23 protein-coding genes and 1 pseudogene are annotated in these 25,810 nt (G+C 68.9%); 10 read left to right on the top strand and 14 right to left on the bottom strand.

Annotation, left to right across the window (positions count from 1 at the left end):
- Positions 1 to 538: 538 nt before the first annotated feature.
- From PKO50_RS12415 to PKO50_RS12425, 3 genes are all read left to right on the top strand, one after another.
- On the top strand, positions 539 to 1,417 hold the full coding sequence (locus PKO50_RS12415; protein WP_109936281.1) for a DMT family transporter: 879 nt from the start codon (positions 539 to 541) through the stop codon (positions 1,415 to 1,417).
- A 1,041-nt stretch (positions 1,418 to 2,458) separates the two neighbouring features.
- Positions 2,459 to 2,797: a type II toxin-antitoxin system RelE/ParE family toxin gene (locus tag PKO50_RS12420; RefSeq protein ID WP_275629874.1), complete on the top strand. Its 339-nt coding sequence runs from the start codon at positions 2,459 to 2,461 to the stop codon at positions 2,795 to 2,797.
- Positions 2,798 to 2,802: 5 nt separating this feature from the next.
- Positions 2,803 to 3,126 (top strand): transcriptional regulator, encoded by a 324-nt coding sequence (locus PKO50_RS12425; RefSeq protein WP_275629875.1) that lies wholly within the window; start codon positions 2,803 to 2,805, stop codon positions 3,124 to 3,126.
- 60 nt (positions 3,127 to 3,186) lie between these two features.
- On the opposite strand, the gene PKO50_RS12430 is transcribed toward PKO50_RS12425, so the two are convergent.
- Positions 3,187 to 4,563 (bottom strand): MFS transporter, encoded by a 1,377-nt coding sequence (locus PKO50_RS12430; RefSeq protein ID WP_109934737.1) that lies wholly within the window; start codon positions 4,561 to 4,563, stop codon positions 3,187 to 3,189.
- 510 nt (positions 4,564 to 5,073) lie between these two features.
- Between PKO50_RS12430 and quiC the strand changes: the two genes are divergently transcribed.
- On the top strand, positions 5,074 to 6,984 hold the full coding sequence (gene quiC / locus PKO50_RS12435; RefSeq protein WP_275629876.1) for a 3-dehydroshikimate dehydratase QuiC: 1,911 nt from the start codon (positions 5,074 to 5,076) through the stop codon (positions 6,982 to 6,984).
- A gap of 90 nt (positions 6,985 to 7,074) precedes the next feature.
- Complete coding sequence (locus PKO50_RS12440; RefSeq protein WP_089393551.1) at positions 7,075 to 7,743, top strand: TetR family transcriptional regulator; 669 nt, start codon at positions 7,075 to 7,077, stop codon at positions 7,741 to 7,743.
- Between the two features lie 84 nt (positions 7,744 to 7,827).
- Here PKO50_RS12440 and PKO50_RS12445 read toward each other — a convergent pair whose 3' ends face one another.
- The 5 genes and pseudogenes from PKO50_RS12445 to PKO50_RS12465 all read right to left on the bottom strand — a co-directional run bounded on the left by PKO50_RS12445 (position 7,828) and on the right by PKO50_RS12465 (position 12,339).
- Entirely contained in the window at positions 7,828 to 9,018 is a 1,191-nt protein-coding gene (locus PKO50_RS12445) for an FAD-binding protein (protein WP_275630470.1), read from the bottom strand.
- Positions 8,988 to 9,419 (bottom strand): annotated as a pseudogene (locus PKO50_RS12450) (FAD-dependent oxidoreductase); the annotation flags it as partial. The pseudogene PKO50_RS12450 and the gene PKO50_RS12445, both read right to left, overlap by 31 nt.
- Before the next feature lie 54 nt (positions 9,420 to 9,473).
- Positions 9,474 to 9,794 (bottom strand): NIPSNAP family protein, encoded by a 321-nt coding sequence (locus tag PKO50_RS12455; RefSeq protein ID WP_275629877.1) that lies wholly within the window; start codon positions 9,792 to 9,794, stop codon positions 9,474 to 9,476.
- Positions 9,795 to 9,796: 2 nt separating this feature from the next.
- Positions 9,797 to 11,527, bottom strand: coding sequence for an FAD-dependent oxidoreductase (locus tag PKO50_RS12460; protein WP_275629878.1), 1,731 nt, complete (start codon positions 11,525 to 11,527; stop codon positions 9,797 to 9,799).
- Positions 11,524 to 12,339: a shikimate dehydrogenase gene (locus PKO50_RS12465; RefSeq protein WP_275629879.1), complete on the bottom strand. Its 816-nt coding sequence runs from the start codon at positions 12,337 to 12,339 to the stop codon at positions 11,524 to 11,526. Before PKO50_RS12465 ends, PKO50_RS12460 begins: the two co-directional genes overlap by 4 nt.
- Before the next feature lie 150 nt (positions 12,340 to 12,489).
- Between PKO50_RS12465 and PKO50_RS12470 the strand changes: the two genes are divergently transcribed.
- Together PKO50_RS12470 and PKO50_RS12475 are read left to right on the top strand one after the other, a co-directional pair.
- Positions 12,490 to 13,260 carry an IclR family transcriptional regulator C-terminal domain-containing protein gene (locus PKO50_RS12470; RefSeq protein WP_089393547.1) on the top strand — a complete coding sequence of 257 codons (771 nt, stop codon included), beginning with the start codon at positions 12,490 to 12,492 and terminating at the stop codon, positions 13,258 to 13,260.
- Between the two features lie 83 nt (positions 13,261 to 13,343).
- Positions 13,344 to 14,087 carry a sulfite exporter TauE/SafE family protein gene (locus PKO50_RS12475; RefSeq protein WP_275629880.1) on the top strand — a complete coding sequence of 248 codons (744 nt, stop codon included), beginning with the start codon at positions 13,344 to 13,346 and terminating at the stop codon, positions 14,085 to 14,087.
- Positions 14,088 to 14,344: 257 nt separating this feature from the next.
- On the opposite strand, the gene PKO50_RS12480 is transcribed toward PKO50_RS12475, so the two are convergent.
- The 4 genes from PKO50_RS12480 to PKO50_RS12495 all read right to left on the bottom strand — a co-directional run bounded on the left by PKO50_RS12480 (position 14,345) and on the right by PKO50_RS12495 (position 18,411).
- Entirely contained in the window at positions 14,345 to 15,196 is an 852-nt protein-coding gene (locus tag PKO50_RS12480; RefSeq protein WP_275629881.1) for a shikimate dehydrogenase, read from the bottom strand.
- A gap of 4 nt (positions 15,197 to 15,200) precedes the next feature.
- Positions 15,201 to 15,641 carry a type II 3-dehydroquinate dehydratase gene (gene aroQ, locus PKO50_RS12485; RefSeq protein WP_275629882.1) on the bottom strand — a complete coding sequence of 147 codons (441 nt, stop codon included), beginning with the start codon at positions 15,639 to 15,641 and terminating at the stop codon, positions 15,201 to 15,203.
- A 194-nt stretch (positions 15,642 to 15,835) separates the two neighbouring features.
- Positions 15,836 to 16,675 (bottom strand): aldo/keto reductase, encoded by an 840-nt coding sequence (locus PKO50_RS12490; protein ID WP_275629883.1) that lies wholly within the window; start codon positions 16,673 to 16,675, stop codon positions 15,836 to 15,838.
- Positions 16,642 to 18,411: an FAD-dependent oxidoreductase gene (locus PKO50_RS12495; protein WP_275629884.1), complete on the bottom strand. Its 1,770-nt coding sequence runs from the start codon at positions 18,409 to 18,411 to the stop codon at positions 16,642 to 16,644. Before PKO50_RS12495 ends, PKO50_RS12490 begins: the two co-directional genes overlap by 34 nt.
- Before the next feature lie 634 nt (positions 18,412 to 19,045).
- On the opposite strand from PKO50_RS12495, the gene PKO50_RS12500 reads away from it, so the two are divergent.
- Positions 19,046 to 19,429 (top strand): type II toxin-antitoxin system RelE/ParE family toxin, encoded by a 384-nt coding sequence (locus tag PKO50_RS12500; RefSeq protein ID WP_275629885.1) that lies wholly within the window; start codon positions 19,046 to 19,048, stop codon positions 19,427 to 19,429.
- Positions 19,413 to 19,715 (top strand): DNA-binding transcriptional regulator, encoded by a 303-nt coding sequence (locus PKO50_RS12505; RefSeq protein WP_275629886.1) that lies wholly within the window; start codon positions 19,413 to 19,415, stop codon positions 19,713 to 19,715. Before PKO50_RS12500 ends, PKO50_RS12505 begins: the two co-directional genes overlap by 17 nt.
- A gap of 128 nt (positions 19,716 to 19,843) precedes the next feature.
- On the opposite strand, the gene lpdA is transcribed toward PKO50_RS12505, so the two are convergent.
- From lpdA to PKO50_RS12525, 4 genes are read right to left on the bottom strand one after another with little or no spacing between them, the layout of a single operon-like run.
- A complete protein-coding gene (gene lpdA, locus PKO50_RS12510) occupies positions 19,844 to 21,250 on the bottom strand; it encodes a dihydrolipoyl dehydrogenase (protein ID WP_275629887.1) in 1,407 nt (468 codons plus the stop codon).
- 5 nt (positions 21,251 to 21,255) lie between these two features.
- Positions 21,256 to 22,539: a dihydrolipoamide acetyltransferase family protein gene (locus tag PKO50_RS12515; RefSeq protein ID WP_275629888.1), complete on the bottom strand. Its 1,284-nt coding sequence runs from the start codon at positions 22,537 to 22,539 to the stop codon at positions 21,256 to 21,258.
- Positions 22,540 to 23,592: an alpha-ketoacid dehydrogenase subunit beta gene (locus tag PKO50_RS12520; protein WP_109931963.1), complete on the bottom strand. Its 1,053-nt coding sequence runs from the start codon at positions 23,590 to 23,592 to the stop codon at positions 22,540 to 22,542.
- Entirely contained in the window at positions 23,589 to 24,821 is a 1,233-nt protein-coding gene (locus tag PKO50_RS12525) for a 3-methyl-2-oxobutanoate dehydrogenase (2-methylpropanoyl-transferring) subunit alpha (RefSeq protein WP_109931965.1), read from the bottom strand. Before PKO50_RS12525 ends, PKO50_RS12520 begins: the two co-directional genes overlap by 4 nt.
- A 272-nt stretch (positions 24,822 to 25,093) precedes the next feature.
- Between PKO50_RS12525 and PKO50_RS12530 the strand changes: the two genes are divergently transcribed.
- Positions 25,094 to 25,555, top strand: a complete 462-nt coding sequence (locus PKO50_RS12530; RefSeq protein WP_109931967.1) for an Lrp/AsnC family transcriptional regulator — start codon at positions 25,094 to 25,096, stop codon at positions 25,553 to 25,555.
- Positions 25,556 to 25,810: the final 255 nt, after the last annotated feature.

Raw genomic sequence — 25,810 nt, forward strand, 5'->3', positions numbered from 1 at the left:
GAGTCGTGGCGCAATCCTTCTGCTGGCAAGCCCGCACCAGGCCCCCGGTCTATGCGGACGAGGGCGGTGCGGGTGAGGTGGGGTTGGCTGCTACTTCCCTGGTAGCTGCTGGCTCTCCAGCGTCCCTGCAGGCCGGGCATGGCCCGGCTCCGCAGCTGGGCGGCCAGGCGTTCGGCCAAGAGCATCGCGGAACAGGCCGGGGGCCTTTCCGTTCTGCGGCCTATCCGGGCCTGGAACTCCGGAGGCAAGAGGGATGTCGCAGCGAGCGGAGCCGGTCCGTTGGCGGGAGCGGTCGTTCGCACTGGAGCGCGGCGAGCACTGTAGCGGCGCGGGGCGGGCGGCCATATGGGATTAGTCCTGAATCCGCCGGGCATTCATCTGACCCCTGCCCGTTCCGGCGAAAGCGGCATGGCGCTGCGGCCCCGGCCGCGAGTCGCAAGCAGCCCGCCTACCTGGCGTATACGAGGATGCAGCTTCGTCGAAATCCCGGCACACTGCCGGGCGCCTTGCTTTTCCACCCACCGAACCGGAAGACCCGATGACCGCCGCCTCCGCGCTGTCCGGCAGCAGCCAGCCCCTGAAGGGCATCCTTCTGGTGATCCTGGCCACCTCGCTGTTCTCCACCCACGACGCCCTGTCCAAGTACCTCTCGGGCTTCTATCCGATCCTCCTGGTGGTCTGGGCCCGCTACGTGGTGCACACGCTGCTGATGGCCGGCATCTTCCTGCCGCAGTCGGGCCTGCGCGTGCTGCGCACCCGCCGGCCGGGGCTACAGGCGCTGCGCGCGCTGTGCCTGCTGGGCACCAGCCTGCTGTTCACCACCGGGCTGCAGTACATCCCCCTGGCCGAGGCCACGGCGGTCAACTTCCTCGCCCCGCTGATGGTCACCGCGCTGTCGGTGCCGCTGCTGCACGAGAAGGTCAGCGCCGGCCAGTGGGCGGCGGTGAGCCTGGGCTTCGCCGGGGTGCTGGCGATCGTCCACCCCGGCGGCGAGCTGTTCACCCCGGCGGTGCTGCTGCCGCTGGGCTCGGCGCTGTGCTTCTGCTTCTACCAGTTGCTGACGCGCAAACTGGCGGCGGTGGACAGCCCGACCACCAGCAACTTCTTCGCCGGCCTGCTGAACACCGCCCTGACCACGGCCATGGTGCCCTTCGTCTGGCACACCCCGAGCTTCGGCCATGCCCTGCTGATGCTCGCCCTGGGCACCTGCGGCATGTCCGCCCACCTGTTCCTCACCCAGGCCTTCCGCCACGCCGCCCCGGCGCTGCTGGCGCCGTTCGGCTACTGCCAGATCGTCTTCGCCGGGCTGATCGGCTGGCTGGTCTTCAGCCACGTGCCGAGCGCCAGTGCGCTGGTGGGCATCGCGGTGATCTGCCTGAGCGGGTTGGCGGCGGCGTGGATGCAGCGGCGGGGTTGAGGGGGCGGTGTAGGAGCGAGCTTGCTCGCGAATGGAGTTTCACGGTGGCGTCGGTGCTGGGTTCAAGAGCCCCTCACCCCAACCCTCTCCCAGAGGGAGAGGGGGCTGTCCTGGGTCGCTGGGAAGTCTGGAGTCAGACTGATACTCCTGACCACTCCTCGTCATTCCTGCGAACACGGAATCGCAGGGCGCATAATCGTTCGCGGTTATCCGCCGTCGTCCGTGCCACCGGGGCGTCCGGCCGGGGGCGTTGAATCCGATCGCGGACGGAGTCCGCTCCTACGCCCGTGCGTCCTGGAACCGTAGGAGCGGACTCTGTCCGCGATCATGGCGGATAACGCCGTAGGCGTTATGCGCCCTACGAGTTATCGCGAACGTGGGGAGTCAGGGTTCGCGAGCAAGCTCGCTCCTACGAAAAGCAAAAGCGCGTCAGCTCTGGCTCTGGCTTTTGGACTTCCAGAGAAATATCCGAGCGCACCGGAACGCCCCTTCAGAAGGCCGAGCGAAACCGGCGCTCAGGAGGTCATGCGACATGGATGTCGCGAGAGCCCCGATGGGCTACAGGGACGTACCCTCGGGGCGGGCCTCCGTGGCGGGGGAGTTCGCGAGGGTAGCCCGGCTCCATCGGGCCCGTATGCGGGGCAAGCCTTCTTGGTTACTTCTTTGGCGTTTGAAAGAAGTGACTCGCCCGAGGGGGCGAAACGAGAGACACCCACGCACTCGGAGCGGCGCGCTACACCCAAACCCAATAGACAGTTGCTCCTACGTCCGTGCTTCCTGGAATCGTAGGACTCTGTCCGCGATTTTCCGTCGTTTTCGCGAGCGGGGCGGTCATGGGTGTCTGACCTGGGCTCTCGCGATGTAGGCAATTTCCGGTTCTTCTCCAGGGTGATAGCCAGGTGTGCAGCAGCGCACCCCGGGCGGGCGCCCGGCAACCGTACTTTCTCTCCTTCGCACAGACGCTGGCGAGGGGGACTCCATTCCTGAAGCAGTACTCGCCTCGTCTGAGACCTATTGGTAAATGGTAACGAGGAGGTTACTATGGCGGCCATAGAGGTGGTCGAGTATGTCCGGGAAGACGCGTCCTGCCCCTATCAGGAGTGGTTCGACTCCCTGCATTTCCAGGCGGCGGCCAAGGTTGCCACCGCCAAGGTGCGCATGGCGGTGGGCAACACCTCCAACGTTGGCATCGGCGAATACCGCATCGACTGGGGGCCGGGCTACCGGATCTACCTGGCGAGGGACGGTGAGGCGCTCATCGTGCTGTTCGGTGGTGGCAGCAAGGCCGGCCAGGCAGCGGATATCCGCAAGGCGAAGGCGCTGCACGCCGAGTACAAGCAACGCAAGAAGGCCCGGCTCGGGCCGCAGATGAGAGGGTGATTCCAATGGCACTGACCAGGGATTTCAAACAGACCGTCGTCGCGCGCGTACAGCGTGAACCGGCATTCGCCACCGCGCTGCTCGACGAGGCCGCTTCGCTGTTCCTCAACGGCGAGCCGGACGCCGCGCGCCTGATCCTTCGCGATCTGGTCAACGCCACCCTGGGCTTCGAGCGCCTGGCGGTCGAAACCGAGAAGCCGAGCAAGAGCCTGCATCGCATGCTGTCGGCCTCGGGCAACCCGGGCATGGACAACCTGGCGGCGATCTTCGATGCCCTGCGCCGCACCCTGGGGGTGGAAATCCAGGTGCGGGCGGTGCATGTCGCCTGATGCCGTTCCAAGAAAGAAGGCCCCTGTCGGGGCCTTTTTTCATTCTCGGGCATTACCTGTTCAGTGGCTGGCCACCCGCAGGCTGTTCTGCCGCGCATTGTCGTACTCGGCTTTTTCCAGCGGCTTGGCGTCAGGCTTTCCCAGGTCTTCCATCGGCAGACGGTGGGTTTCCGGGGCCAGGTAGGCGGCGAAGGCGCACAGGCAGGTGATGAGGAAAGCCAGGCTGCCGATCACCCACGGGATGTTGTCCGAACCGGGCGGGGCGACGGCGGCGAACAGCGCCGGCAGCATGGCGGTGAGCATGGTGCCGATGTTCTGCGCGATGGCCATGGCCGAGACGCGGTAGCGGGTCTGGAACAGCTCCGGGTAGAAGGACGGGAACACCGCGTTGTAGCCCTGGTACACCAGGCCCCACATCAGCAGCGACATGAGGAAGGCCAGCGGCACGTTCTGGATGCTGATGGCGTACAGGTAGCCGAAGGCGAGCAGGCCCGAGCCCAGGGCGCCGACGATCATCGTCGGGCGGCGGCCGATGCGGTCGGAGAGGTTGCCGACGAAGGGAATGGCTAGCACCGCGACTATGTTGCCCACCACCGGGATCCACAGGTACACGCTCTTGTCGAAGCCGATGCCGTAGGCCGGCTGCACCGCGTAGGCCGCGCCGAAGATGGTGGCCACCACCGGGATCACGTTCATCAGCGACATGACCATGACCAGCAGCATCTGCTTCCAGCTGTTGCGGAAGGCCTCGGCGATCGGCGACCTGGCCACCTGCTGCTTGGCTTCCTCGTTGACGAAGGCCGGGGTCTCGTGCACCTCGCGGCGGATGATCAGGCCGGCGATCAGCACCACGGCGCTGAGCAGGAAGGGAATCCGCCAGCCCCAGGCGTTGAAGGCGTCGTTGGGCATGAAGTAGGCCAGCGGCAGGAACACCGCGGCGGCCATCACCTGGCCGGCCTGCACGCCTTGCAGGGTGTAGCTGGCGAAGTAGCCGCGGCGGCCGAAGGGGGCGTGTTCGAGGATCATCGAGCTGGCCCCGGAGATTTCCCCGGCCACGGCGAAGCCCTGCACCAGGCGCAGCACCACCAGCAGCGCCGGGGCGAGGAAGCCGACGTCGTGGTAGGTCGGCAGCAGGCCCACGGCCATGGTCGACAGGCCCATCATGAACATGCACAGCAGCAGCACGTTCTTGCGCCCGCGGGTGTCACCCCAGTGGCCGAGGAAGAAGGCGCCGACCGGGCGGGCCAGGTAGCCCACGCCGTAGGTCGCAAGCGACGCGACGATGGCCATCTTCGGGTCGGCGGAGGGGAAGAACAGCTGCGGGAAGATCAGGGCCGCGGCCTGGGCGTAGATGAAGAAGTCGTAGTACTCGAGAGCCGAGCCGATCCAACCGCTGGCGGTGGCTTTCTTGGCTTGGGAGCTGGAGGGAGTTGCCATCGTTGTCTCCGTTTCTTGTTGTAGTCGGTGCCTGCCCGCCGCCGCCGCGCCGCAGGGCGTGGTGCGCAGGTCGGGTCGGGGCACTGGAAGTCTTCGCGGGGGCCTGTCGCGCTCGGCTACGCGGCTCAGGGCAGCGGGCGAGCCGGCGTTCGTGGTGGGCTGGAGACGGCGGCGGTGAGGGGGCGTGCAGTCAACATGGGCAGGGACTCTTTGTTGAAATTGTTATGGGGCAAGGCGTCTCGCGGGCCAGGGGAGGCATGGCCCTGGTGTGTCGCGGTGAATCCATGGTCGGCCACTGGACGAAAAACCGTCAATTCGCTGATCGGCCTTTTGTTCGGTGATCGAACACAAAACTAACTGGTTCGTACAATTTGCCTTGCCGCTGGAAAATACCCTGCGAATAATCCAATGACCAGCCGTGCGTCCCACGGCTGGCGCTATTTCCGAAGGTCGCCGACAGCCGGCGGCCAGGCCATGGCTCGCAGAAGCCAGCAGCACAGGAGCCCCAGCATGCAGCGCTCGATCGCCACCGTCTCCCTGAGCGGTACCCTGCCCGAGAAACTCGACGCCATCGCCGCCGCCGGCTTCGACGGCGTGGAGATCTTCGAAAACGACCTCCTGTACTACGACGGCAGCCCCCGCGACGTGCGCCAGATGTGCGCCGACCTGGGGCTTGCGATCACCCTGTTCCAGCCCTTCCGCGACTTCGAGGGCTGCCGCCGCGACCGCCTGGTGCGCAACCTGGAGCGCGCCGAGCGCAAGTTCGACCTGATGCAGGAACTGGGCACCGACCTGGTGCTGGTGTGCAGCAACACCGCCGCCGATTCCCTGGGCGAGCGCGACATTCTCGTCGACGACCTCCGCGAGCTGGCCGAGCGCGCCGGCAAGCGCGGCCTGCGCATCGGCTACGAGGCCCTGGCCTGGGGCCGCCACGTCAACACCTGGCAGCAGGTCTGGGACCTGGTGAAGGCCGCCGACCACCCGGCCCTGGGCGTACTGCTGGACAGCTTCCACACCCTGTCGATCAAGGGCGACCCCCGCGGCATCGCCGACATCCCCGGCGAGAAGATCTTCTTCGTGCAGATGGCCGACGCGCCGATACTGGCCATGGACGTGCTGGAGTGGAGCCGACACTTCCGCTGCTTCCCCGGCCAGGGCGAGTTCGACCTGGCGGGCTTCCTCGCGCCCATCCTGCGCAGCGGCTACAAGGGCCCGCTGTCGCTGGAGATCTTCAACGACGGCTTCCGCGCCGCGCCGACCCGCTCCAACGCCGCCGACGGCCTGCGCTCGCTGCTCTACCTGGAGGAGAAGACGCGCCGCCTGCTGGAGCAGGACGCCGCGCCCGCCGGCGACCCCGGCATCCTCTTCGCGCCGCCGCCGGCCAGCCGCTATGACGGCATCGAGTTCCTCGAGTTCGCCGTGGACGAGAACCTCGGCGCGCGCCTGGGCGGCTGGCTGGAGAAGCTCGGCTTCGCCCGCGCCGGCGAGCACCGCTCCAAGGCGGTGAGCCTGCTGCGCCAGGGCGACATCAACATAGTGCTCAACGCCGAGCCGTACTCCTTCGCCCACAACTTCTTCGAGGCCCACGGCCCCTCGCTGTGCGCCACCGCCCTGCGGGTGCGCGACGGCAACCGCGCCCTGGAACGCGCCCAGGCCTTCAGGGGCCAGCCATTCCGCGGCCTGGTCGGCCCCAACGAGCGCGAAGTCCCCGCGGTGCGCGCCCCCGACGGCAGCCTGATCTACTTGGTGGAGCAGGGCGAGCCGGGGCAGACCATCTACGACAGCGACTTCCGCCTCGACGCCCAGGCGCAGGCCAGCGGCAACCTGCAGCGCATCGACCACATGGCCATGGCGCTGCCGGCCGACAGCCTGGACAGTTGGGTGCTGTTCTACAAGGCGCTGTTCGACTTCGAGGCCGACGACGAAGTGGTCCTGCCCGACCCCTACGGCCTGGTGAAGAGCCGCGCCCTCCGCAGCCGCTGCGGCAGCCTGCGCCTGCCGCTGAACATCTCGGAGAACCGCAACACCGCCATTTCCCACGCGCTGTCCAGCTACCGCGGCTCGGGCGTGCACCACATCGCCTTCGCCTGCGAGGACATCTTCGCCGAGGTCACCCGCGCCAAGGAGGCCGGGGTGCCGCTGCTGGACATCCCGCTGAACTACTATGACGACCTGGCGGCGCGCTTCGACTTCGACGACGAGTTCCTCAGCGAGCTGGCCTACTTCAACGTGCTCTACGACCGCGATGCCCAGGGCGGCGAGCTGTTCCACGTGTACACCGAGCCGTTCGAGGGACGTTTCTTCTTCGAGATCCTCCAGCGCAGGAATGGCTATGTCGGCTATGGCGCCGCCAACGTCGCCGTGCGCCTGGCCGCCATGGCCCAGGCGCGCAGCGGCGCGGCGCGCAAGCCCAAGCTCTGACGGACACCGGCCGGGGCAGGCGCGCGGTGCCTTCCCCCGCCGCGCGCCACGGCCCATAATCGGCGGATTCCAAAGGGCAGTGAGCCAACCATGCCGAATCTCGCCGAACCCCTGGACCGCGTCACGGAAGTGCGCGGCAAGGGGCGCAAGAACAATCCCGAAAAGACCCGCGAGGGCATCCTCCAGGCGGCCATCGCCGAGTTCGTCCAGCAGGGCCTGTCCGGCGCCCGGGTGGACGCCATCGCCGAGCGCACGCACACCTCCAAGCGCATGATCTACTACTACTTCGGCAGCAAGGAGCAGCTCTACGTCGAAGTCCTGGAGAAGCTCTACGGCGACATCCGCAACACCGAGGACAAGCTGCACCTGGCGGAGCTCGCGCCACTGGAGGCGATCCGCCGCACCGTGGAGTTCGCCTTCGACCACCACGACCGCAACGTCGACTTCGTGCGCATCGTCAGCATCGAGAACATCCACCACGGCGAGTACGTGAAGAAGTCCTCGGCGATCCGCTCGATGAGCAACAACATGCTGCTGTCGCTGGCCGAGATCCTCCGCCACGGCGCCGAACAGGGGCTGTTCCGCGACGGCATCGACCCGCTGGACCTGCACCTGTTCATCAGCTCCTTCTGCTTCTACCGCATCTCCAACCGGCACACCTTCGGCGAAATCTTCCAGATCGACCTGACCGACGAGCAGGTCAAGCAACGCCACAAGCAGATGATCTGCGAGGCGGTGCTGCGCTACATCCAGCGCTGAGCCCGGCCAGCTCCAGGCCGGCGAGGTAGCCGAAGGTCATGCCCGGCCCCAGGGTGATGCCGCCGCTGGGGTAGTGGCCGGCCATCACGCTGGCCATGTCGTTGCCCACCGCGTACAGCCCCCGATGGCCGCGCCGCTGCCGTCCAGCACCCGCGCGCGGGCATCGGTGCGCAGCCCGGCGAAGGTGCCGAGGCTGCCGGGCAACAGCTTCACCGCATAGAAGGGGCCTTTCCCCAGGGGCCGCAGCGACGGGTTGGGCCGCTGCCGCGCTTCGCCCTGGGCCTTGTTGTAGGCCGAGCGGCCGCGCTGGAAGTCCGCGTCCTCGCCGAGGGCGGCGTGTTCGTTGAAGCGCTTCACCGTCGCCTGCAACTGCGCGGCGTCGATGCCGCAGCGCGCCGCCAGCTGCGCCAGGCTGCGGGCCTTCACCAGGTAGCCGCGGCGCTCGTAGGGCAGGTCCGGGAAGGGCAAGGGCTTCACCCAGCCGATGCCGTAGCGCCGCCGCGCACGGGCGTCGGCGATCAGCCAGGCCTCGCGGGGCTCGCCCGCTGGCGTGGCGGCGAACAGGGCGTTCATGAAGTCGTGGTAGCAGTCGGCCTCGTTGGCGAAGCGCCGGCCGTCGCGGCGCACGCAGAGAAAGCCGGGCTTGGCCCGTTCGACCAGGTGCGGGAAGTGGCCGACGCTGCCGTCGCGGCGCGGCACCAGCGACACCGGTACCCAGGCGCCGGCGTGGGCCAGGTCGGTGGCCACCCGGGCGCCGACGGCTTCGCCCAGGCGCAGGCCGTCGCCGCTGTTCTGCGGCGGCGCGGCGGAGCGGTGCTGCCAGCCGTCCGGGGCGTGGGGCATCAGCTGGGCGATGCGCGCGCGGTCGTGGGGGAAGCCGCCGCAGGCCAGGACCACGCCACGGCGGGCGCGGATTTCCAGGGTGTCGCTGCGGGCGCCGGTGACCAAGCCGCCTTCGTGGAGCAGTTCGCGGATCGGCGTTTGCGTCAGCAGTTGCACCTTCAAATCCAGCGCGCTGCGCAGCAGGCGGGCCACCAGGGCGTTGCCGTTGACCAGTTGCGTGCCGCGCCCGTGGCGCAGGCGTCCGTACCAGTGCCGGGCGATGCGCTTGAGCACGTAGAGCGCGGCCCTGGGCGAGCGGGTGGCGTCGAGGAAGTTGGCCAGGTCGGCACCGCCGGCGATGCCCATGCCGGCCAGGCTGACGATGTCCAGCGGCTCGCGCAGGTGGCGCAGCCAGGGGCCGAGTTCGCGGCCATCGTAGGGCAGGGCGCACAGCGAGCGGCCGCCGGGGCGGCGCCTTCGCCGTCGCGCATGTCCGGCATGCGGGTGCCGGAGAAGAACTGCACGGCGGTATGGCGCTGGAAGAAGTCGACCATTTCCGGGCCATGGCGCAGGAAGGCGGCCTGGCGCTCGTCCAACTGCTCGGCATGGACCTGGGCCTTTAGGTAACGCTCCGGCGCATTCTCCGGTTCGATGCAGCCTTCGGCGATAGCCAGCGGGTTGCGCGGGATCCACAGCCAGCCGCCGGACCAGGCGCTGGTGCCGCCGAGTTGCGCTGCTTTTTCCGCGACGACCACGCGCAGGCCGTGGTGTGCGGCAGTGACCGCGGCGGCCAGGCCGGCGGCGCCGGAACCTATCACCAGCACGTCGCAGTCGAGGGGTTGCCAGGTGGGCATGGGGTTTCTCTTGTCGTCATGGGGCGCGCGGAACGGCTCCGCGCGCCATGGGGCTCACTGCAGCGGCGAGAAGCCGGTGGGTCGCAGCAGGCGCGACTCCAGCTTGAGCACCGCGCCCAGTTCCTTGTTGCGCTTGCCGAACTCGGCCCAGCGCGGGTCGGCGGCCATGCTGGCGCGGCGCTGCATGCGCTCGTCCAGGCTCTCGTAGGCCCACAGGTGCACCACCTGGCTGCATTCGCCGAACTCGGTGGTGAAGAAGCCAACCAGCTTGCCCAGGTGCTCGGTCTGCACCGCGTAGGCGTGGCTGTGGTAGAGGGCCAGCCAGTCGGCCAGTTTCAGCGGGTCGATGCTGTAGGTGCGCAGTTCGTAGTACATCGTCAGTGCTCCAGGGTTGCTTGTTTCGAGGCCGGCGTGGCGAGGCGCGCGGCGATATGGTTGGCGGCCAGCCAGGCGAAGGTCAGGCCGGGGCCGAGGGTGATGCCGGGGCCGGGGTAGGTGCCGTCCATCAGCGAGTTCATGTCGTTGCCGGCGGCGTAGAGGCCGGGGATGGGCCGGCCGGCCGCGTCGAGCACCCGCGCCTGGCCGTCGGTGACCAGCCCGCGGGCCGAGCCGAGGTCGCCGGTGTGGAGGCGGATGGCGTAGTAGGGCGCCTTCTCCAGCGGCGCCAGGCAGGGGTTGGGGCGGTGGTCTGGGTCGCCCATGTAGCGGTTGTAGCTGTTGCCGCCCTTGGCGAAGTCCGGGTCGACGCCGTTGCGCGCGTTGGCGTTGAAGCGCTCCAGGGTCTGGCTTAGGCCGCTGGCGTCCACGCCGATGGCGCGGGCCAGGGCTGCCGGGGTCTCGGCGCGGTGCAGGTAGCCGGCCTCGATCAGCGCGCTGTTGTCGACCGGCTTGGGCCGTGCCAGGCCCAGGCCGTAGCGGTTCATGGCGGTGGCGTCGCAGACCAGCCAGCACTCGGTGTTGCCCGTGGCGAACATGGTCTGCACGAAGTGGTGGTAGGAGTTGGATTCGTTGACGAAGCGCTCGCCCGCCCGGTTCACCGCGATGACGCCCGGCTTGGCGCGGTCGGTGACCAGGTGCGGGAAGCGCTCGCGGCTGCCGTCGGCGTGGCGCAGTTCGGAGACCGGCGCCCAGAAGAAGTTCGCCGCCAGCCCTTCGCCGGCCGCCGCACCCACGCCTTCGCCCAGGCGCAGGGCGGCGCCGTCGTTGCATTCCGGCGACATGCTCAGGTGCTCGCCGTCGCTCGCCGGGCGGAAGCGTTCGGCCAGCTTGCCGGCGGCGAAGCCACCCATGGCGCAGACCACCCCGCCATGCACGCGGATGTGCTCGATGCGGCCTTCGTGCAGCACCTGCGCGCCCACCACGGCACCGTTCTCGACGAGCAGTTGCTGCGCCTCGCTGTTCAGCCACAGCTCCACGCCCTTGCCGAAAGCCGTGGTGGCCAGGCGCGCGATCAGCGCATTGCCGGTGGTCAGGCGCGTACCGCGGTGGTGCCCGAGGCGGTCGATGCCGTAGCGGGCCAGCAGCTTGAGGCAGTGCCAGAGCGACTTCGGCGAACGGCGGAAGCTGAGGAAGTGCTGGATGTCGACGCGGTTCACCATCATGCCGCCGAACAGCAGCATGCCCGGCGGTGGCATGCGCAGGTCGCGGAAGTGCCCGCCCAGGCGGCGGCCGTCGTACTCGACCATCTCCAGCGCGCGGCCGAACTCGGTGCCGCCTTCCTCGTCGGGGTAGTAGTCCGGCGAGTGCGGGCGCAGGGCGTAGCGCAGCTCGGTGTTGGCCTCCAGCCAGCGCAGCGCCGCGTGGCCATTGCCGATGAAGCTGTCCACCAGCTCGGGCTTGTAGCCCTGGCCGATGGTGCGCTGCAGGTAGGTGCGCATGGCTTGCTCGGAATCCTTCGCGCCGGCCGCGCGGGCCTGGTCGGTGCCGTGGATCCACACCGCGCCGCCGGAGATGGCCGAGGTACCACCGAAGCTGTCGGCCTTCTCCAGCATCAGCACGCGCAGGCCCTGGCAGGCGGCGGTGGCCGCGGCGGCGAAACCGGCGGCGCCGCTGCCCAGCACCAGCACATCGCACTCGCGGCTCCAGGCCGGGGCGTTGAGGCTGGTCATGGCTGGATCTCCAGTGGGGTGACGCCCATGAAGGCGCCCAGGTTGCCCAGTTGCGCGAAGGCCATCTCGGCGCCGGTCTGGATGCGGCAGCCGGCCTCGCGGGCGCGCTCCAGCAGCGGGGTGATCTCGGGCTTGGTGACCACGTCGGCCACCAGGGTGTGGGCCTGCAGACCGTCGAGCAGCATGCCCGGCAGCGGCAGCTCGCCGGTGCCGCCCATGCCCACGGGGGAGGCGTTGACCAGCAGGTCGAGGCTGGCGATGTCATCGCCGCCGGCGCCGATGCGCACGTCCGGGAAGAGGGCGCCCAGGCGTTCGGCCAGCGCGCCGGCGCGGACCTGGTCGAGGTCGCGCAGCCGCAGCTCGCCGATGCCGGCTTCGCACAGCGCATAGGCGATGGCGCTGCCGACGCCGCCGGCGCCGACCACCAGCGCGCGTTTGCCGGCGGGTTGCAGGCCATGGCGTCGGGCGGCGTTGAGGAAGCCGGCGCCGTCGACGTTGTCGCCCAGCAGGCGGCCGTCGGCCTCGCGGCGGATCACGTTGACCGAGCCCAGTGCCTCGGCGCGGGCGCTCAGGCCGTCCAGGCGCGGCGCCAGGGCCTGCTTGTAGGGCACGGTGACCACGCAGCCGCGCAGGTTGTGCCAGCCATGCAGGGTGGCGACGAAGGCATCCAGGGCATCGGCGCCCAGGTCGATGGCGATCATCGCGAGGTCCTGGCCGTTGTGGGCGAACCAGGTGTTGAAGTTCTCCGGCGATTTCACCTGAGCGATGGGCGTACCGACGATGGCGACCAGTTCGGTCGAACCACGAATCATGCTGACCTCCAGGGTTCTTGGCGTTGTTCTGCTGGCCAGGGTGCGGCGGCGGGCTCTTGCGCTCAATGCGATTGACGGCGCTTTAGTGCGCTATTCGCAGTAGTAATGCGATAATCGCAATATTCGGCCGAATTACCTGGAGCCCACACCTTGGAAACCCCCGGCGTCCACCCTCGCGACCTGATCGCCGGCCTGCAGAAGGGCCTGGCGCTGATGCAGCTGTTCAGCGCCGAGCGCCCGCGCCTGAGCGTGCCCGAGGCGGCGCGCCTGTCGGGCCTCACGCCCAGCGCCGCGCGGCGCTTCCTGCTGACCCTGGTGCACGAGGGCTTCGCCGAGACCGACAGCCGCCACTATTGGCTGACGCCCAAGGCCCTGCGCATCGGCCAGGCCTACGTGGACTCGGCGCAGCTGCCGCGCATGCTGCGGCCGATCGTCGAGCAGGTGGCGCGGCAGACCCAGGAGCACGTCTCGGTGGGCACCCGCGACGGCGACGAGATCGTCCACGTGGTGCGCAGCCGCTACAGCCACATCGCCTCGTTGTCGATCCGCCCCGGCTCGCGGGTGCCCATGTACTGCACCGCCAGCGGCCGCCTGTGGCTGGCGGCGCTGGATGAGCAGGCGCTGGATGCCTACTTCGAGCGCAACCCGCCACGGGCGCTGACGCCCTATACGCTGACGGACCTGGCGGCATTGAAGGCGGAAATAACCAAGGTCGCCCAGCAGGGCTACTGCCTGGTGGACCAGGAGTACGAGATCGGCATGCGCGTGATCGGCGTGCCGCTGCCGGACCGCAGCGGGCGCCTGCGCGCCAGCCTGGCGATCACCACCCACGCCTCGCGCCTGGGCCTGGACGAGATGCGCCTGCGCTACCTGCCGGCGCTGTACGAGGCCCAGGCGCTGCTGCGCCCGGTGCTGGACTGAGCGGGCGCTGATCGCCCCAAAGGCCTGGCGCAGACGCGCTGACGCGGCATAATCGGCGGCTCCGCTTGCCGACGAGTTCCACGATGACCCTCGAATTCCTCCTGGTGGCGATCCCCGCCGTGCTGCTCACCGGCGTCTCCAAGGGCGGCTTCGGCGGCGCCCTGGGCGGCATCGCCGTGCCGCTGATGGCCCTGGCCATGCCGCCGACCCAGGCCGCCGCGCTGATGCTGCCGATCCTCTGCATGGCCGACGTCACCGGCCTGCGCCGCTTCTACGGCAAGTGGGACGTGCGCAACCTGAAGATCATGCTGCCCGGCGCGCTGCTGGGCGTGGCGGTGGGCGCGCTGAGCTTCGGCCTGCTCAGCGAGCGCTTCATCGCCCTGCTGATCGGCGGCATCGCCATCGCCTTCGTGCTGCTCAACGCCCTGGTGGCCCGCGCCGCGGCCCAGCCGAAGCCGGCGGCGGTAGGCAAGGGCGTGGTGCTCTCGGGCATCGCCGGCTTCACCAGCTTCGTCGCCCACGCCGGCGGCCCTCCGGTGATGATGTACCTGCTGCCGCAGCAACTGGAGAAGATGCGCTACATCGCCACGGTGAACTGCTTCTTCCTGCTGACCAACGCCATCAAGCTGGTGCCCTACGCGCTGCTCGGCCAGTTCACCTGGAGCAACCTGGGGACGAGCCTGCTGCTGGCGCCCATCGTGGTGCTGGGCGTGTGGCTGGGGATCTGGCTGCAGGACAAGGTCAACCATGTGTGGTTCTACCGCATCGCGCGGCTGGGGCTGCTGGCGACCGGGGTGCAGCTGGTGTGGGAGAACTGGCGGGGGTAGGGGGCGTTTTTCGTGGGAGCGAGCTTGCTCGCGAACAATGGCGTCAGGTTTGACTCCGGAGCTGGGGTGGAGTCCGCAACCCTCTCCCTTCAGGGAGAGGGCGCTCTTCAACGCAAACACCATGGAGCCAAGGAGCGTAGGGCGAATAACGCTCCGCGTTATCCGCCGCCTGACCACGGTCGAGCGCCCGCTGGTTGTAGAACAAGGCTCCGCTAGGTGTAGCGGCGTATAATCGCGAACGGTTATACGCCCTACGCTCAATCCAGGCTGCGGAAGTGGGCCTGCATGCGCTGCGCATCGGCCGGGCGGCCGCTGAAGAGTTCGAAGGCCTTCACCGCCTGGAACACCGCCATGGTGCCGCCGTCGAGGGTGCGGCAGCCGAGGCTGCGGGCGTGGCGCAGCAGTTCGGTTTCCAGCGGGAAGTAGATGATCTCCGCCACCCACAGCTCGGCGCGCAGCAGTTCCACCGGCAGCGGCGTGCCGGGCAGCTTGGCCATGCCCACCGGGGTGGTGTTGACCAGGCCGTCGGCCACCGCCATGGCGGCCGGCAGGTCTTCGCAGACCAGGGCACGGCCGTTGCCGAAGTGGGTGTTGAGGTTGTCCACCAGGGCCTGGGCGCGGCTCGCGTCCACCTCGAAGATGCTCAGCTGCTCGACGCCTTCGCTGAGCAGCGCGTGGGCCACCGCCGCGCCGGCGCCGCCGGCGCCCAGTTGCACCACGCGGTTGCGCTTCACGTCCGCCAGGCCACGCCGGAAACCTTCGGCGAAGCCCAGGCAGTCGGTGTTGTGGCCGATGCGCTTGCCGTCCTTCAGCACCACGGTGTTCACCGCGCCGATGCCGCGCGCTTCCTCGGACAGCTCGTCCAGCAGCGGGATGATCGCCTGCTTGCACGGGAAGGTGATGTTCAGCCCGGTGAAGCCCAGGCGCTGGGCGCCGTCGAGCAGTTCGGGCAGGGCGTCCAGGTTCAGCTTCAACTGGTCCAGGTCGATCAGCCGGTACAGATAACGCAGGCCCTGGGCGTCGCCTTCGTGCTCGTGCAGGGCAGGGGTGCGCGAGGCCTGGATGCCGGCGCCGATCAGGCCGGCGAGGATGGCGGTCTTCTGGCTCATGGCGTCAACCCCGCAGCAGGTGGGCGAAGTGGTCGAGGGCCAGGCGGTAGCCGTTGCTGCCGAAGCCGGCCAGCACGCCCACGGCGATGCCCGAGACGAAGGAGTGGTGGCGGAATTCCTCGCGCTTGTGCACGTTGGACAGGTGCACCTCGATCACCGGCAGCTCCACGGCGGCGAGGGCGTCGCGGATGGCCACCGAGGTGTGCGTCCAGGCCGCCGGGTTGATGACGATGCCGGCGCAACGGCCGCGGGCCTCGTGGATCCAGTCGATCAGCTGGCCCTCGTGGTTGGTCTGCTTGAACTCCACCTGCAGACCCAGTTCGTCGGCGCGGGCGTGGCACAGCGCCTCGACGTCGGCCAGCGTCTCGTAGCCGTAGGTGGCCGGTTCGCGGGTGCCGAGCAGGTTCAGGTTGGGGCCGTTGAGGATCAGGATCGGGAGGGGCATGCGGGTGTCTCTTGTAGGTCTTGTCGCCGCTGGAGTGCGGTCATCAGAAAATGTACTAAGCAGTTACTTTCGTCAATCGACCCCCGCGACGCCTGTCAAAAGCCCTGGAAGCCAGGCGCGGCAAGGCCCGGCGCGGCTTCTGGAGCGGGCCGGGCGACTGCTGGGGTGGGCGGAAGTGTGCGATCAGCGAACGGTCAGTCCCATTGCGGGGCAAATTCCGGGCTGACCAGACGGACGTTCTTCGGCAGGGCGGCGATCTGCGCGCGGTTGGCGTCGTCCAGGCGCAGGTCGAGGGCGGCGAGGTTGGAACGCTGGTTGGCCAGGCTGGCGGCCTTGGGAATGGCGGCCACGCCGTCCTGCTCCAGCAGCCAGGCCAGGGCCACCTGGCTGGGCAGCACGCCGTGGCGCCGGGCGATGGCCTGGATCGCCGGCTCTTCCAGCATGCGCCCGCGGCCCAGCGGGGTGTAGGCGGTGAGGGCCATGTCGTGGGCGCGGGCGTAGTCCAGCAGTGGCTGCTGGTCGAGCATCAGGTGGTACTCCACCTGGATGGCCGCCAGCGGCGCGCCCAGGGTTTCAACGGTCTCGCGCAGCAGCGCCAGGGGGAAGTTGGCCACGCCGATGGCGCGCGCCTTGCCTCTGTCGCGGGCGGCCACCAGGGCCTCGACGCTGCGCTTGAGGTCGTCGCCGGCCAGGCTGCCGTTGCGGCCCGGCCAGTGGATCATGAACAGGTCCAGGTAGTCGCTGCGCAGCGCGCGCAGGCTGTCGTCCAGGGACTGGGCGAGGTCGGCCGGGGCCAGGCGGTCCCACCAGACCTTGCTGGTGACGTGGACGTCCTCGCGGGGCACGGCGCTGTCGGCCAGTGCCTGGCCGACGGCATCCTCGTTGTGGTAGCCGGCTGCCGTGTCGATGTGCCGGTAGCCCAGCTCCAGGGCCTGGAGCACGGCGGCGGTGCACTCGGCGCCGGTCATCGGCCAGGTGCCCAGGCCGAGCCTGGGCATGTTCAGGCCGTGGCGGTTGCGGATGCGTGCTTGCATGGGGTGGCTCCTGCTTGGGGTTCGTAGTCGTGGGCGCCGGCGGCATGGCGGCCGGCGACGTAGCCGAAGGTCAGCGCCGGGCCGAGGTTGATGCCGCCGGAGGGGTAGTGGCCGCCGAACACGCTGGCCATGTCGGTGCCGGCGGCGTACAGGCCGGGGATGGGCTCGCCGTCGGCGCCGAGCACGCGGGCCTGGCCGTCGGTCTTCAGCCCGGCGAAGGTGCCGAAGCAGCCGGGTTGCACTTTGACCGCGTAGAAGGGGCCGTGCTCGATGGGGGCGACGCACGGGTTGGGGCCGGGGTTGGCCGCATCGCCCTGCTTGCGGTTGAAGGCCGTGCTGCCGCGGCCGAAGACCGGGTCCTCGCCGTTGCGGGCGTGGCGGTTGTACTCGGCGACGGTGGCGGCCAGGCCTTGCGGGTCGATGCCGCAGACCCGCGCCAGTTGCTCGATGGTCGCGCCGCGCCTGAGGTAGCCGCTGCGCAGGTGCGCGCCGATGGGTAGCGGCGCCGGGCGCACGTAGCCCAGGCCGTAGCGGCGCAGGAAGCGGTGGTCGCAGACCAGCCAGGAGCAGGCCTCCTGGTCTTCCGGCAGGGCGGCGATCATCGCGCTGACGTAGTCGTAGTAGCCGTGGGCCTCGTTGACGAAGCGCCTGCCGTTGGCCAGCACGCCGATGATGCCAGGCTTGCCGCGCTCGATGATGTGCGGGAAGTGGCCGACGCTGCCGTCGCGGTGCGCCACCTTCGACACCGGGGCCCAGGCCACCGGCGAGCGCAGGTTCGTCTCGACGCTGCCGCCGGCGGTTTCGCCCAGGCGCAGGCCGTCGCCGGAGCAGGCGCCGGGCGGCAGGGCGAGGTTGTCGTGGCCGCTGGCGTCGCGGGGGAACAGCTGGCGGCGGCGCTCGGCGTCGTTGGGGAAGCCGCCGGCCGCCAGCACCACCGCCTTGGCGCGGATTTCCAGTTCGCCGCGCGGCGTCTGCACCACCGCGCCGCGCACGGCGCCATCCTCCAGCAGCAGGCGCTTGGCCGGGCAGGACTCCATCATGCGCACGCCTAGGTCCTCGGCCGACCTGGCCAGGCGCGCCACCAGGGCCACGCCGTTGACCAGGTGCATGGCGCGGCCGTAGCGGGCCAGGTGGTAGAAGTGGGCGAGCACGCGCCTGGCCACGTGGACGAAGGCGCGGGGCGAGCGGGTCATGTTGAGGAAGGCGGCCAGGTCGGCGCCGGCCATGATCGGCATGCCGAGGAAGGACGTTTCGCGCATTGTCCTGCGCAGGCGCGGCAGCAGGTCGCCGACCTCGCGGGCGTCGTAGGGCGCGGCTATCACCTGGTGCCCGCCGGTGGCGGCGCCGGGGGTGTCGCCATGCATGTCGGGGATGCCGTTGCCGTCGACGAACTGCAGGCGGGTGTGCTGCTCGAAGAAGGCCACCATGTGCGGCGCGGCTTCGAGGAAGGCGTCCACCCGCGCGGCGTCGTAGTGCTCGCCCAGCTCGTTGCGCAGGTAGGTGCGCGGCTGCTCGATGTCCTCGACGATGCCGGCGCGGCGCGCCAGCGGGTTGCGCGGCACCCAGGCCCAGCCGCCGGACCAGGCGGTGGCGCCGCCGAACACCGCTTCCTTCTCCACCAGGATGACCTTCTGGCCATGCCAGGCGGCAGTGACCGCGGCGGCCAGGCCGGCGGCGCCGGAGCCGACCACCAGGAGGTCGCAATCGGTGGGTGGGAGGTTCGGGGCAGGGGACATGGGCAGGGGACTCCGCGAGATTGTTTTTAGAACTTAGTTCCATAATCTTGTTTGGGGCGGAGAGAAGGCAAGCTGTCGGACGTAACTACTGGTCGATAATCGGCCGGGGGAGCGGACGTAGGATGGGTGGAGCGAAGCGATACCCATCACCAGGGCGGGGCATATCCACGCAAGGCATGGTGATGAACTGGGCCTCGCCCCTCTCCCTAACCCTCGGCTGCGCGCCCCGCCCTGAAGGGAGAGGGGACCGTTGGGCAGGCGTGGATGTACAGGCGTTAGCCGGCAACGCCGAAAGCCTCAGGCTAAGGCCATGCCTTCTCTCGGCACGGACAAGCCCCCTCTCCCTTCAGGGAGAGGGCTGGGGAGAGGGTTACGGACTTCGGCTCCACTCCGGAGCAAGGCTTGGCACCGCTGTTCGCGAGCAAGCTCGCTCCTACAGATGTTCCCTGAGTTCTCTGAAAGCTCGGGCGAAAGCCTAAGCCACTTCGGATTGTTGTCCCTGAGTTGCTCTCGCTAGGGTTCGTCCCTCACGGCGGTTGCCGTGCCGTCGTTACGGCCGTCGGGTTGGAGGCGCCTTCCCCTCGGAGATACGTAGAAAAGTATGCCCGTTACGGGTATGGTTTTGGAGGCCGGGATGACGCGCATCCTCAAGCGGAAGGACTTCGCGCGGTGGCAAGCGAACGAGAAGTTACCTGATGCCGCCTTGTGCAGGGCAGTCGAGGAGATGCAAAGCGGTCTGATCGACGCGAATCTGGGTGGCCATCTCTACAAGAAACGAGTGGCGCGGCCCGGCGGTGGCAAGAGTGGCGGTTACCGCACCCTGGTGGCGGCTCGAGTCGGTGACTGTTACGTATTCCTGCATGGGTTCTCCAAGAGCGACAAGGCGAATATCACGCAGGACGAGAAGAAGGCGCTGCAATTCGCCGGCAAGGTGTTCCTGGAACTGTCCGAGGATGCCTTGGCGAAGGCGTTGCAGGCTGGCGTGCTATTGGAGGTACATTGTGAGCAAGCTCATTGAATCCCTGCGTGACGACCTGGCTGTGCTCCATGAAGCGGGCGCGATCAGCAAGGTGACGATGCGCGAGTTCGACACGATCTGCCCGCCGCCGGTGCGGGAGTTCAGTGCTGCCGACATCAAACGCCTTCGCGAAGGGCTGAAATTCAGCCAGCCGGTGTTCGCGCTCCACCTGCACACCACTGCTTCGACCGTGCGCAAGTGGGAGCAAGGCGAAACCCATCCGACGGGGCCTGCGCTCAAACTGCTCAATGTCATTGCCGACAAGGGTTTGCAGGCGATTCTCTGATAAAGGCACTTGGGCGTCCCCGGTCGAGCGGCGTTACCAGCTAACATCAGACTTCTCCGCCGCACGGACAAGCCCCCTCTCCCCGAAGGGAGAGAGGGCTGTTGGGCGTCTGCGGGATACCCTGGGGCTCAGATATGCAACGCGTGCCCCAGGGCGCGCAGGGCGGCTTCCTGCACCGCTTCGCCGAGGGTCGGGTGGGCGTGGATGGTGCCGGCGATGTCTTCCAGGCAGGCGCCCATCTCGATGGACTGGACGAAGGCCGTGGATAGCTCCGAGACCGCCTTGCCCACCGCCTGCCAGCCGAGGATGAGGTGGTTGTCCGCGCGGGCCACCACGCGGACGAAGCCGTCGTGGGCTTCCAGGGTCATGGCGCGGCCGTTGGCGGCGAACGGGAAGTTCGCCGTCAGCACCTCGTGCCCGGCGGCCCTGGCTTGGTCCGACGAGAGGCCGACCACCACCACTTCCGGGTCGGTGAAGCACACCGCCGGAATGGCCGCGGGGGTGAAGGCGCGGCGCTTGCCGGCGATGAGTTCGGCGACCATCTCGCCCTGGGCCATGGCGCGGTGCGCCAGCATGGGCTCGCCGGCGATGTCGCCGATGGCCCAGACGTTGCGCATCGAGGTACGGCACTGCTCGTCGATCCTGAGCGCGCGGCCGTCCATGTCCAGGTGCAGGCTCTCCAGGTTCCAGCCTTCGGTGTTGGGCCGGCGGCCGACGGCGACCAGCACCTGGTCGGCCTCGATCACCCGCTGCTGGCCCTGGCCGTCGCGCAGGCGCAGGCCCTTGCCGTCGGGCTCCAGGCCCATCACGCTGTGGTTCAGGTACGTCTCCACGCCGAGCTTGCGCAGGGCTGCGGCCACCGGCTTGGTCAGTTCCTCGTCGTAGCCCGGCAGGATGCGCGGCTGCGCCTCCACCACCGTCACGTCCACGCCCAGCTTGCGGTAGGCGGTGCCCAGTTCCAGGCCGATGTAGCCGCCGCCGATCACCGCCAGGCGCCGGGGCAGGGCCTTGGGCGCCAGGGCTTCGGTGGAGGAGATGACCTTGCCGCCGACCGGCAGGAAGGGCAGTTCCACCGAGCGCGAGCCGGCCGCCAGCAGCAGGTGCTCGGTGTGGATGCGCTGGCTGCCGCCGTCGGCCAGGGCGACTTCCACGGTCTTGCCGTCGACGATCTGCGCCCAGCCGTGCACCACGCTCACGCCATGCTTCTTCAGCAGGGCGGCGACGCCGGTGGTGAGGCGGTCGACGATGCCGTCCTTCCATTCCACGGTGCGCTGGATGTCGATGGCCGGCGCCTGCACGCTGATGCCCAGCGCGGACTTGCCGGCGAACTCGCGGGCTTTCAGGTATTCCTCGGCGGCGTGGATCAGCGCCTTGGAGGGGATGCAGCCGATGTTCAGGCAGGTGCCACCCAGGGTCGCGCCTTCCACCAGCAGGGTGCGGATGCCCAGCTGCCCGGCGCGGATGGCGGCGACGTAGCCGCCGGGGCCGCCGCCGATGACCAGCAGGGTGGTTTCCAGTGTCGGGTTGTGCTTCACGGCGGTCACTCCAGGAACAGGGTGGCGGGGTGTTCGAGCAGGGCGCGCACGGCCTGGATGAAGGCCGCCGCGTCCATGCCGTCGACCACCCGGTGGTCGAAGGAGGAGGACAGGTTCATCATCTTGCGCACCACGATCTGGCCGTTGACCACCATGGGCCGCTCGACCATGCGGTTGACGCCGACGATGGCCACTTCCGGGTGGTTGATCACCGGCGTGCTGACGATGCCGCCCAGGGCGCCGAGGCTGCTCAGGGTGATGGTCGAGCCGGAGAGTTCCTCGCGGCTGGCCTTGCCGTGGCGGGCGGCCTCGGCCAGGCGCGCCACTTCCGCGGCGTTGCCCCAGAGGTCGCGGGATTCGGCGTTGCGCAGCACCGGCACCATCAGGCCGCTGTCGCTCTGGGTGGCCACGCCCAGGTGCACCGCGCCGTAGCGGGTGATGACCTCGGCCTCGTCGTCGTAGCGGGCGTTGAGCTGCGGGAACTCGCGCAGGGCCACCACCATGGCGCGGGCGATGAAGGGCAGCAGGGTGAGCTTGCCGCGGCTGGCGGCGTACTTGGCGTTGAGGTGTACGCGCAGCGCTTCCAGGTCGGTGACGTCGATTTCCTCGACGTAGCTGAAGTGCGGGATGCGCCGCTTGGCCTCGGCCATCTTCTGGGCGATCTTGCGGCGCAGGCCGATGACCTGGATCTGCTGCTCGTCGTGGCGCGCGGCGTAGCCGGAGGCGACCACCGCGCCGCCGTGGGCCAGGTACTGGTCGAGGTCGTCATGCAGGATGCGCCCGGCCGGGCCGCTGCCCTGCACGAACTGCAGTTCCACGCCCAGGTCGCGGGCGCGCTGGCGGACCGCCGGGGAGGCCAGCGGTTTCTCGCCGGCGGCGCGGCGCGGGGCCGGCGCGGCGGCAGCGCGGCGCGGCGCGGGGGCTGTCTTCGCTTCGGCGCGGGGGGCTTCTTTCTGCGCCTGCGGGGCCGGTTCGGACTGGGCCTCGGCGCTGGGCGCCGCTGTGCTTTCGTGCGGCCTGGCCGCGGCTTCGCGGTGGTTGCCGGCGCCTTCCACTTCCAGGCGCACCAGTTCGCCGCCCACGGCCATGACCTGGCCGGGCTCGCCGCCCAGGGCGAGGATGCGGCCGGAAACCGGCGAGGGGATTTCCACGGTGGCCTTGTCGGTCATCACCTCGGCCAGCACCTGGTCCTCGTGGACCTCGTCGCCGACCTTGATGTGCCATTCCACCAGTTCCACTTCGGCGATGCCTTCCCCGATGTCCGGCATCTTGATCACGTGAATGCCCATTCAGACCTCCATGGCACGCTTGAAGGCGGCGCCGACGCGGGCCGGGCCGGGGAAGTAGTCCCATTCCTGGGCGTGCGGGTAGGGGGTGTCCCAGCCGGTCACGCGGGCGATGGGGGCTTCCAGGTGGTGGAAGCAGTTTTCCTGCACCAGCGACATCAGTTCGGCGCCGTAGCCGCAGGTGCGGGTGGCCTCGTGGACGATGACGCAGCGGCCGGTCTTTTTCACCGATTCGACTATGGTGTCCAGGTCCAGCGGCCAGAGGCTGCGCAGGTCGATGATCTCGGCGTCGATGCCGGTCTCCTCGGCGGCGGTCTGCGCCACGTAGACGGTGGTGCCGTAGGTGAGCACGGTCAGCTCGGAGCCGGCGCGGGCGATGGCCGCCTTGTCCAGCGGCACGCGGTAGTAGCCTTCGGGCACCTGGCTCTGCGGGTGCTTGGACCAGGGCGTCACCGGGCGGTCGTGATGGCCGTCGAAGGGGCCGTTGTACAGGCGCTTGGGCTCCAGGAAGATCACCGGGTCGTCGTTCTCGATGCAGGCGATCAGCAGGCCCTTGGCGTCGTAGGGGTTGGACGGCATCACCGTGCGCAGGCCGCAGACCTGGGTGAACATCGCCTCCGGGCTCTGGCTGTGCGTCTGCCCGCCGTAGATGCCGCCGCCGCAGGGCATGCGCACCACCATGGGCACGACGAAGTCGCCCACCGAGCGGTAGCGGATGCGCGCGGCCTCGGACACCAACTGGTCGGTGGCCGGGTAGACGTAGTCGGCGAACTGGATTTCCACCACCGGGCGCAGGCCATAGGCGCACATGCCCACGGCGGCGCCGATGATACCGCTCTCGGAGATCGGCGCGTCGAACACCCGCGAGGTGCCGTACTTCTTCTGCAGGCCTTCGGTGCAGCGGAACACGCCGCCGAAGTAGCCCACGTCCTGGCCGAACACCACGACGTTGTCGTCGCGTTCGAGCATCACGTCCATCGCCGAGCGCAGCGCCTGGATCATGGTCATGCTGGTGACCGCCTGGGCGTTCCCGTGTTGCGGATTCATGGCGTTCATACCCCGAGCTCCTGGCGCTGCCGGCGCAGGTGTTCCGGCAGGTCCTTGTAGACGTCGTCGAACAGGTTGGCGGCGCTGAACACGTGGCCATCCACCAGCGAACCATGGCGTTCGGCTTCCTTCTGCGCGGCTATCACTTCGGCTTCCAGCTCCTTGTGCAGCGCCTCGTGCTGCTCGTCGGACCAGATGCCCAGGGCCAGCAGGTGCTGCTTCAGGCGGCCGATGGGGTCGCCGAGGGGGAAGTTGGTCCAGTCGTCGGCCGGGCGGTACTTGGACGGGTCGTCCGAGGTGGAGTGCGGGCCGGCGCGGTAGGTGACCCACTCGATCAGGCTCGGCCCATGGCCGCGGCGGGCGCGCTCGGCGGCCCACTGCGAGGCGGCGTAGACGGCCAGGAAGTCGTTGCCGTCGACCCGCAGCGAGGCGATGCCGCAACCCACGCCGCGGTTGGCGAAGGTGGTGCCTTCGCCGCCGGCGATGGCCTGGAAGGTGGAGATCGCCCACTGGTTGTTGACCACGTTGAGGATCACCGGGGCGCGGTAGACGTGGGCGAAGGTCAGCGCGGTGTGGAAGTCCGACTCGGCGGTGGCGCCGTCGCCGATCCAGGCCGAGGCGATCTTGGTATCGCCCTTGATCGCCGAGGCCATGCCCCAGCCGACCGCCTGGATGAATTGGGTGGCAAGGTTGCCGGAGATGGAGAAGAAGCCCTTCTCGCGGCTGGAGTACATGATCGGCAGCTGGCGGCCCTTGAGCGGGTCCTGCTCGTTGGAGAGCAGCTGGCAGATCATGTCCTTGAGCGGGTAGTCGCGGGTGATCAGGATGCCCTGCTGGCGATAGGTGGGGAAGCACATGTCGCCATCGCGCAGGGCCATGGTGTGGGCGGTGGCGATGGCTTCCTCGCCCAGGCACTGCATGTAGAAGGACATCTTCTTCTGGCGCTGCGCGGTGAGCATGCGGGCGTCGAAGATGCGCGTCTTGAGCATCAGCCGCAGGCCGCGCAGCAGCTGTTCGTGGCTGAGCTGCGGGTCCCAGGGGCCGAGGGCGTTGCCCTGGTCGTCGAGCACGCGCACCAGGCTGTAGGCCAGGTCGGCGGTCTGCGCCGGTTCGACGTCGACGGCGGGCTTGCGCACTTCCCCGGCGGGGGACAGGTGCAGGTAGGAGAAATCGGTCTTGCAGCCCGGGCGCCCGGTGGGCTCGGGGACGTGCAGGCGGAGGGGGGCGTAGTCGGTCATGGTGGGTCTCCAGTTGTGATCGGGGGTGGGGATCAGCAGACGGAAGACGCCGTGCCCGGCGGGTGCGGCTGGCCTGGTTGGGCGACGGTGCGGGTGCCGCGCGCGGTAGCGCGGCGGGTGCTGACATCACTCATGGTGAGGTCCTCGTTCGTTGTTCTTGTGATTTCAGTATAGGTGTGACCGGCTGGTTTTTTGCTCCAATTTGACTAGCTTGAGACAGAAGATTTAGTGTCTTTGAACTACAAAAACCCTTCTCCGTAGAAGTGAGCGCCATGGCCGACATCGACCGCACCGACCTCAAGATCCTCCGCGCCCTGGCCGACGACGGCCGCCTGAGCTGGCGCGACCTGGCGCAGAAGATCGGCCTGTCGCTGACGCCGACGCTGCGCCGGGTGCGGCGCCTGGAGGAGGAGCAGTACATCCAGGGCTACTTCGCGCGGCTGGACGAGGAGCGCCTGTCCGGGGCCATGAGCGTGTTCGTTTCGGTGACCCTGGAAAAACAGACCGGCGACTACCTGGCGCGGTTCGAGGAAAACATCGTCCAGGCCCCGCAGGTGATGAGCTGCTTCCAGATGACCGGCGACGCCGACTACATGCTGCGCGTGGTGGTCAAGGACCTGGCGGCCTACCAGGCCTTCCTCACCACCACCCTGACGCAGATACCCGGGGTGGCCGGGATCAAGTCGGCGTTCGCGCTGAAGTCGGTGCTCAAGCGGGCGGCGCCGCCGATTTGAGGGGGTAGGAGCGGATTTATCCGCGATTGCGCCGGCAGGGCCGGCGCCCATGCCATCGCGAGCGTTACGAGCCAACCTGTAGGAGCGGGCCCTGCCCGCGATTCGCGCAGGGGAATGGCGTGGGTGGGGCAGCGTAGGAGCGGATCTCATCCGCGAAGCGCGCCGGTGGTTCCGGTTATCGCGGACAAGGTCCGCTCCTACGGGATCGGTATGGCGCGCGCCAGCGGCGGATAACCGCGAACGGTTATGCGCCCT

This window comes from Pseudomonas sp. 273 (genome assembly GCF_029201425.1).
Classification (GTDB): Bacteria; Pseudomonadota; Gammaproteobacteria; order Pseudomonadales; family Pseudomonadaceae; genus Pseudomonas; species Pseudomonas delhiensis.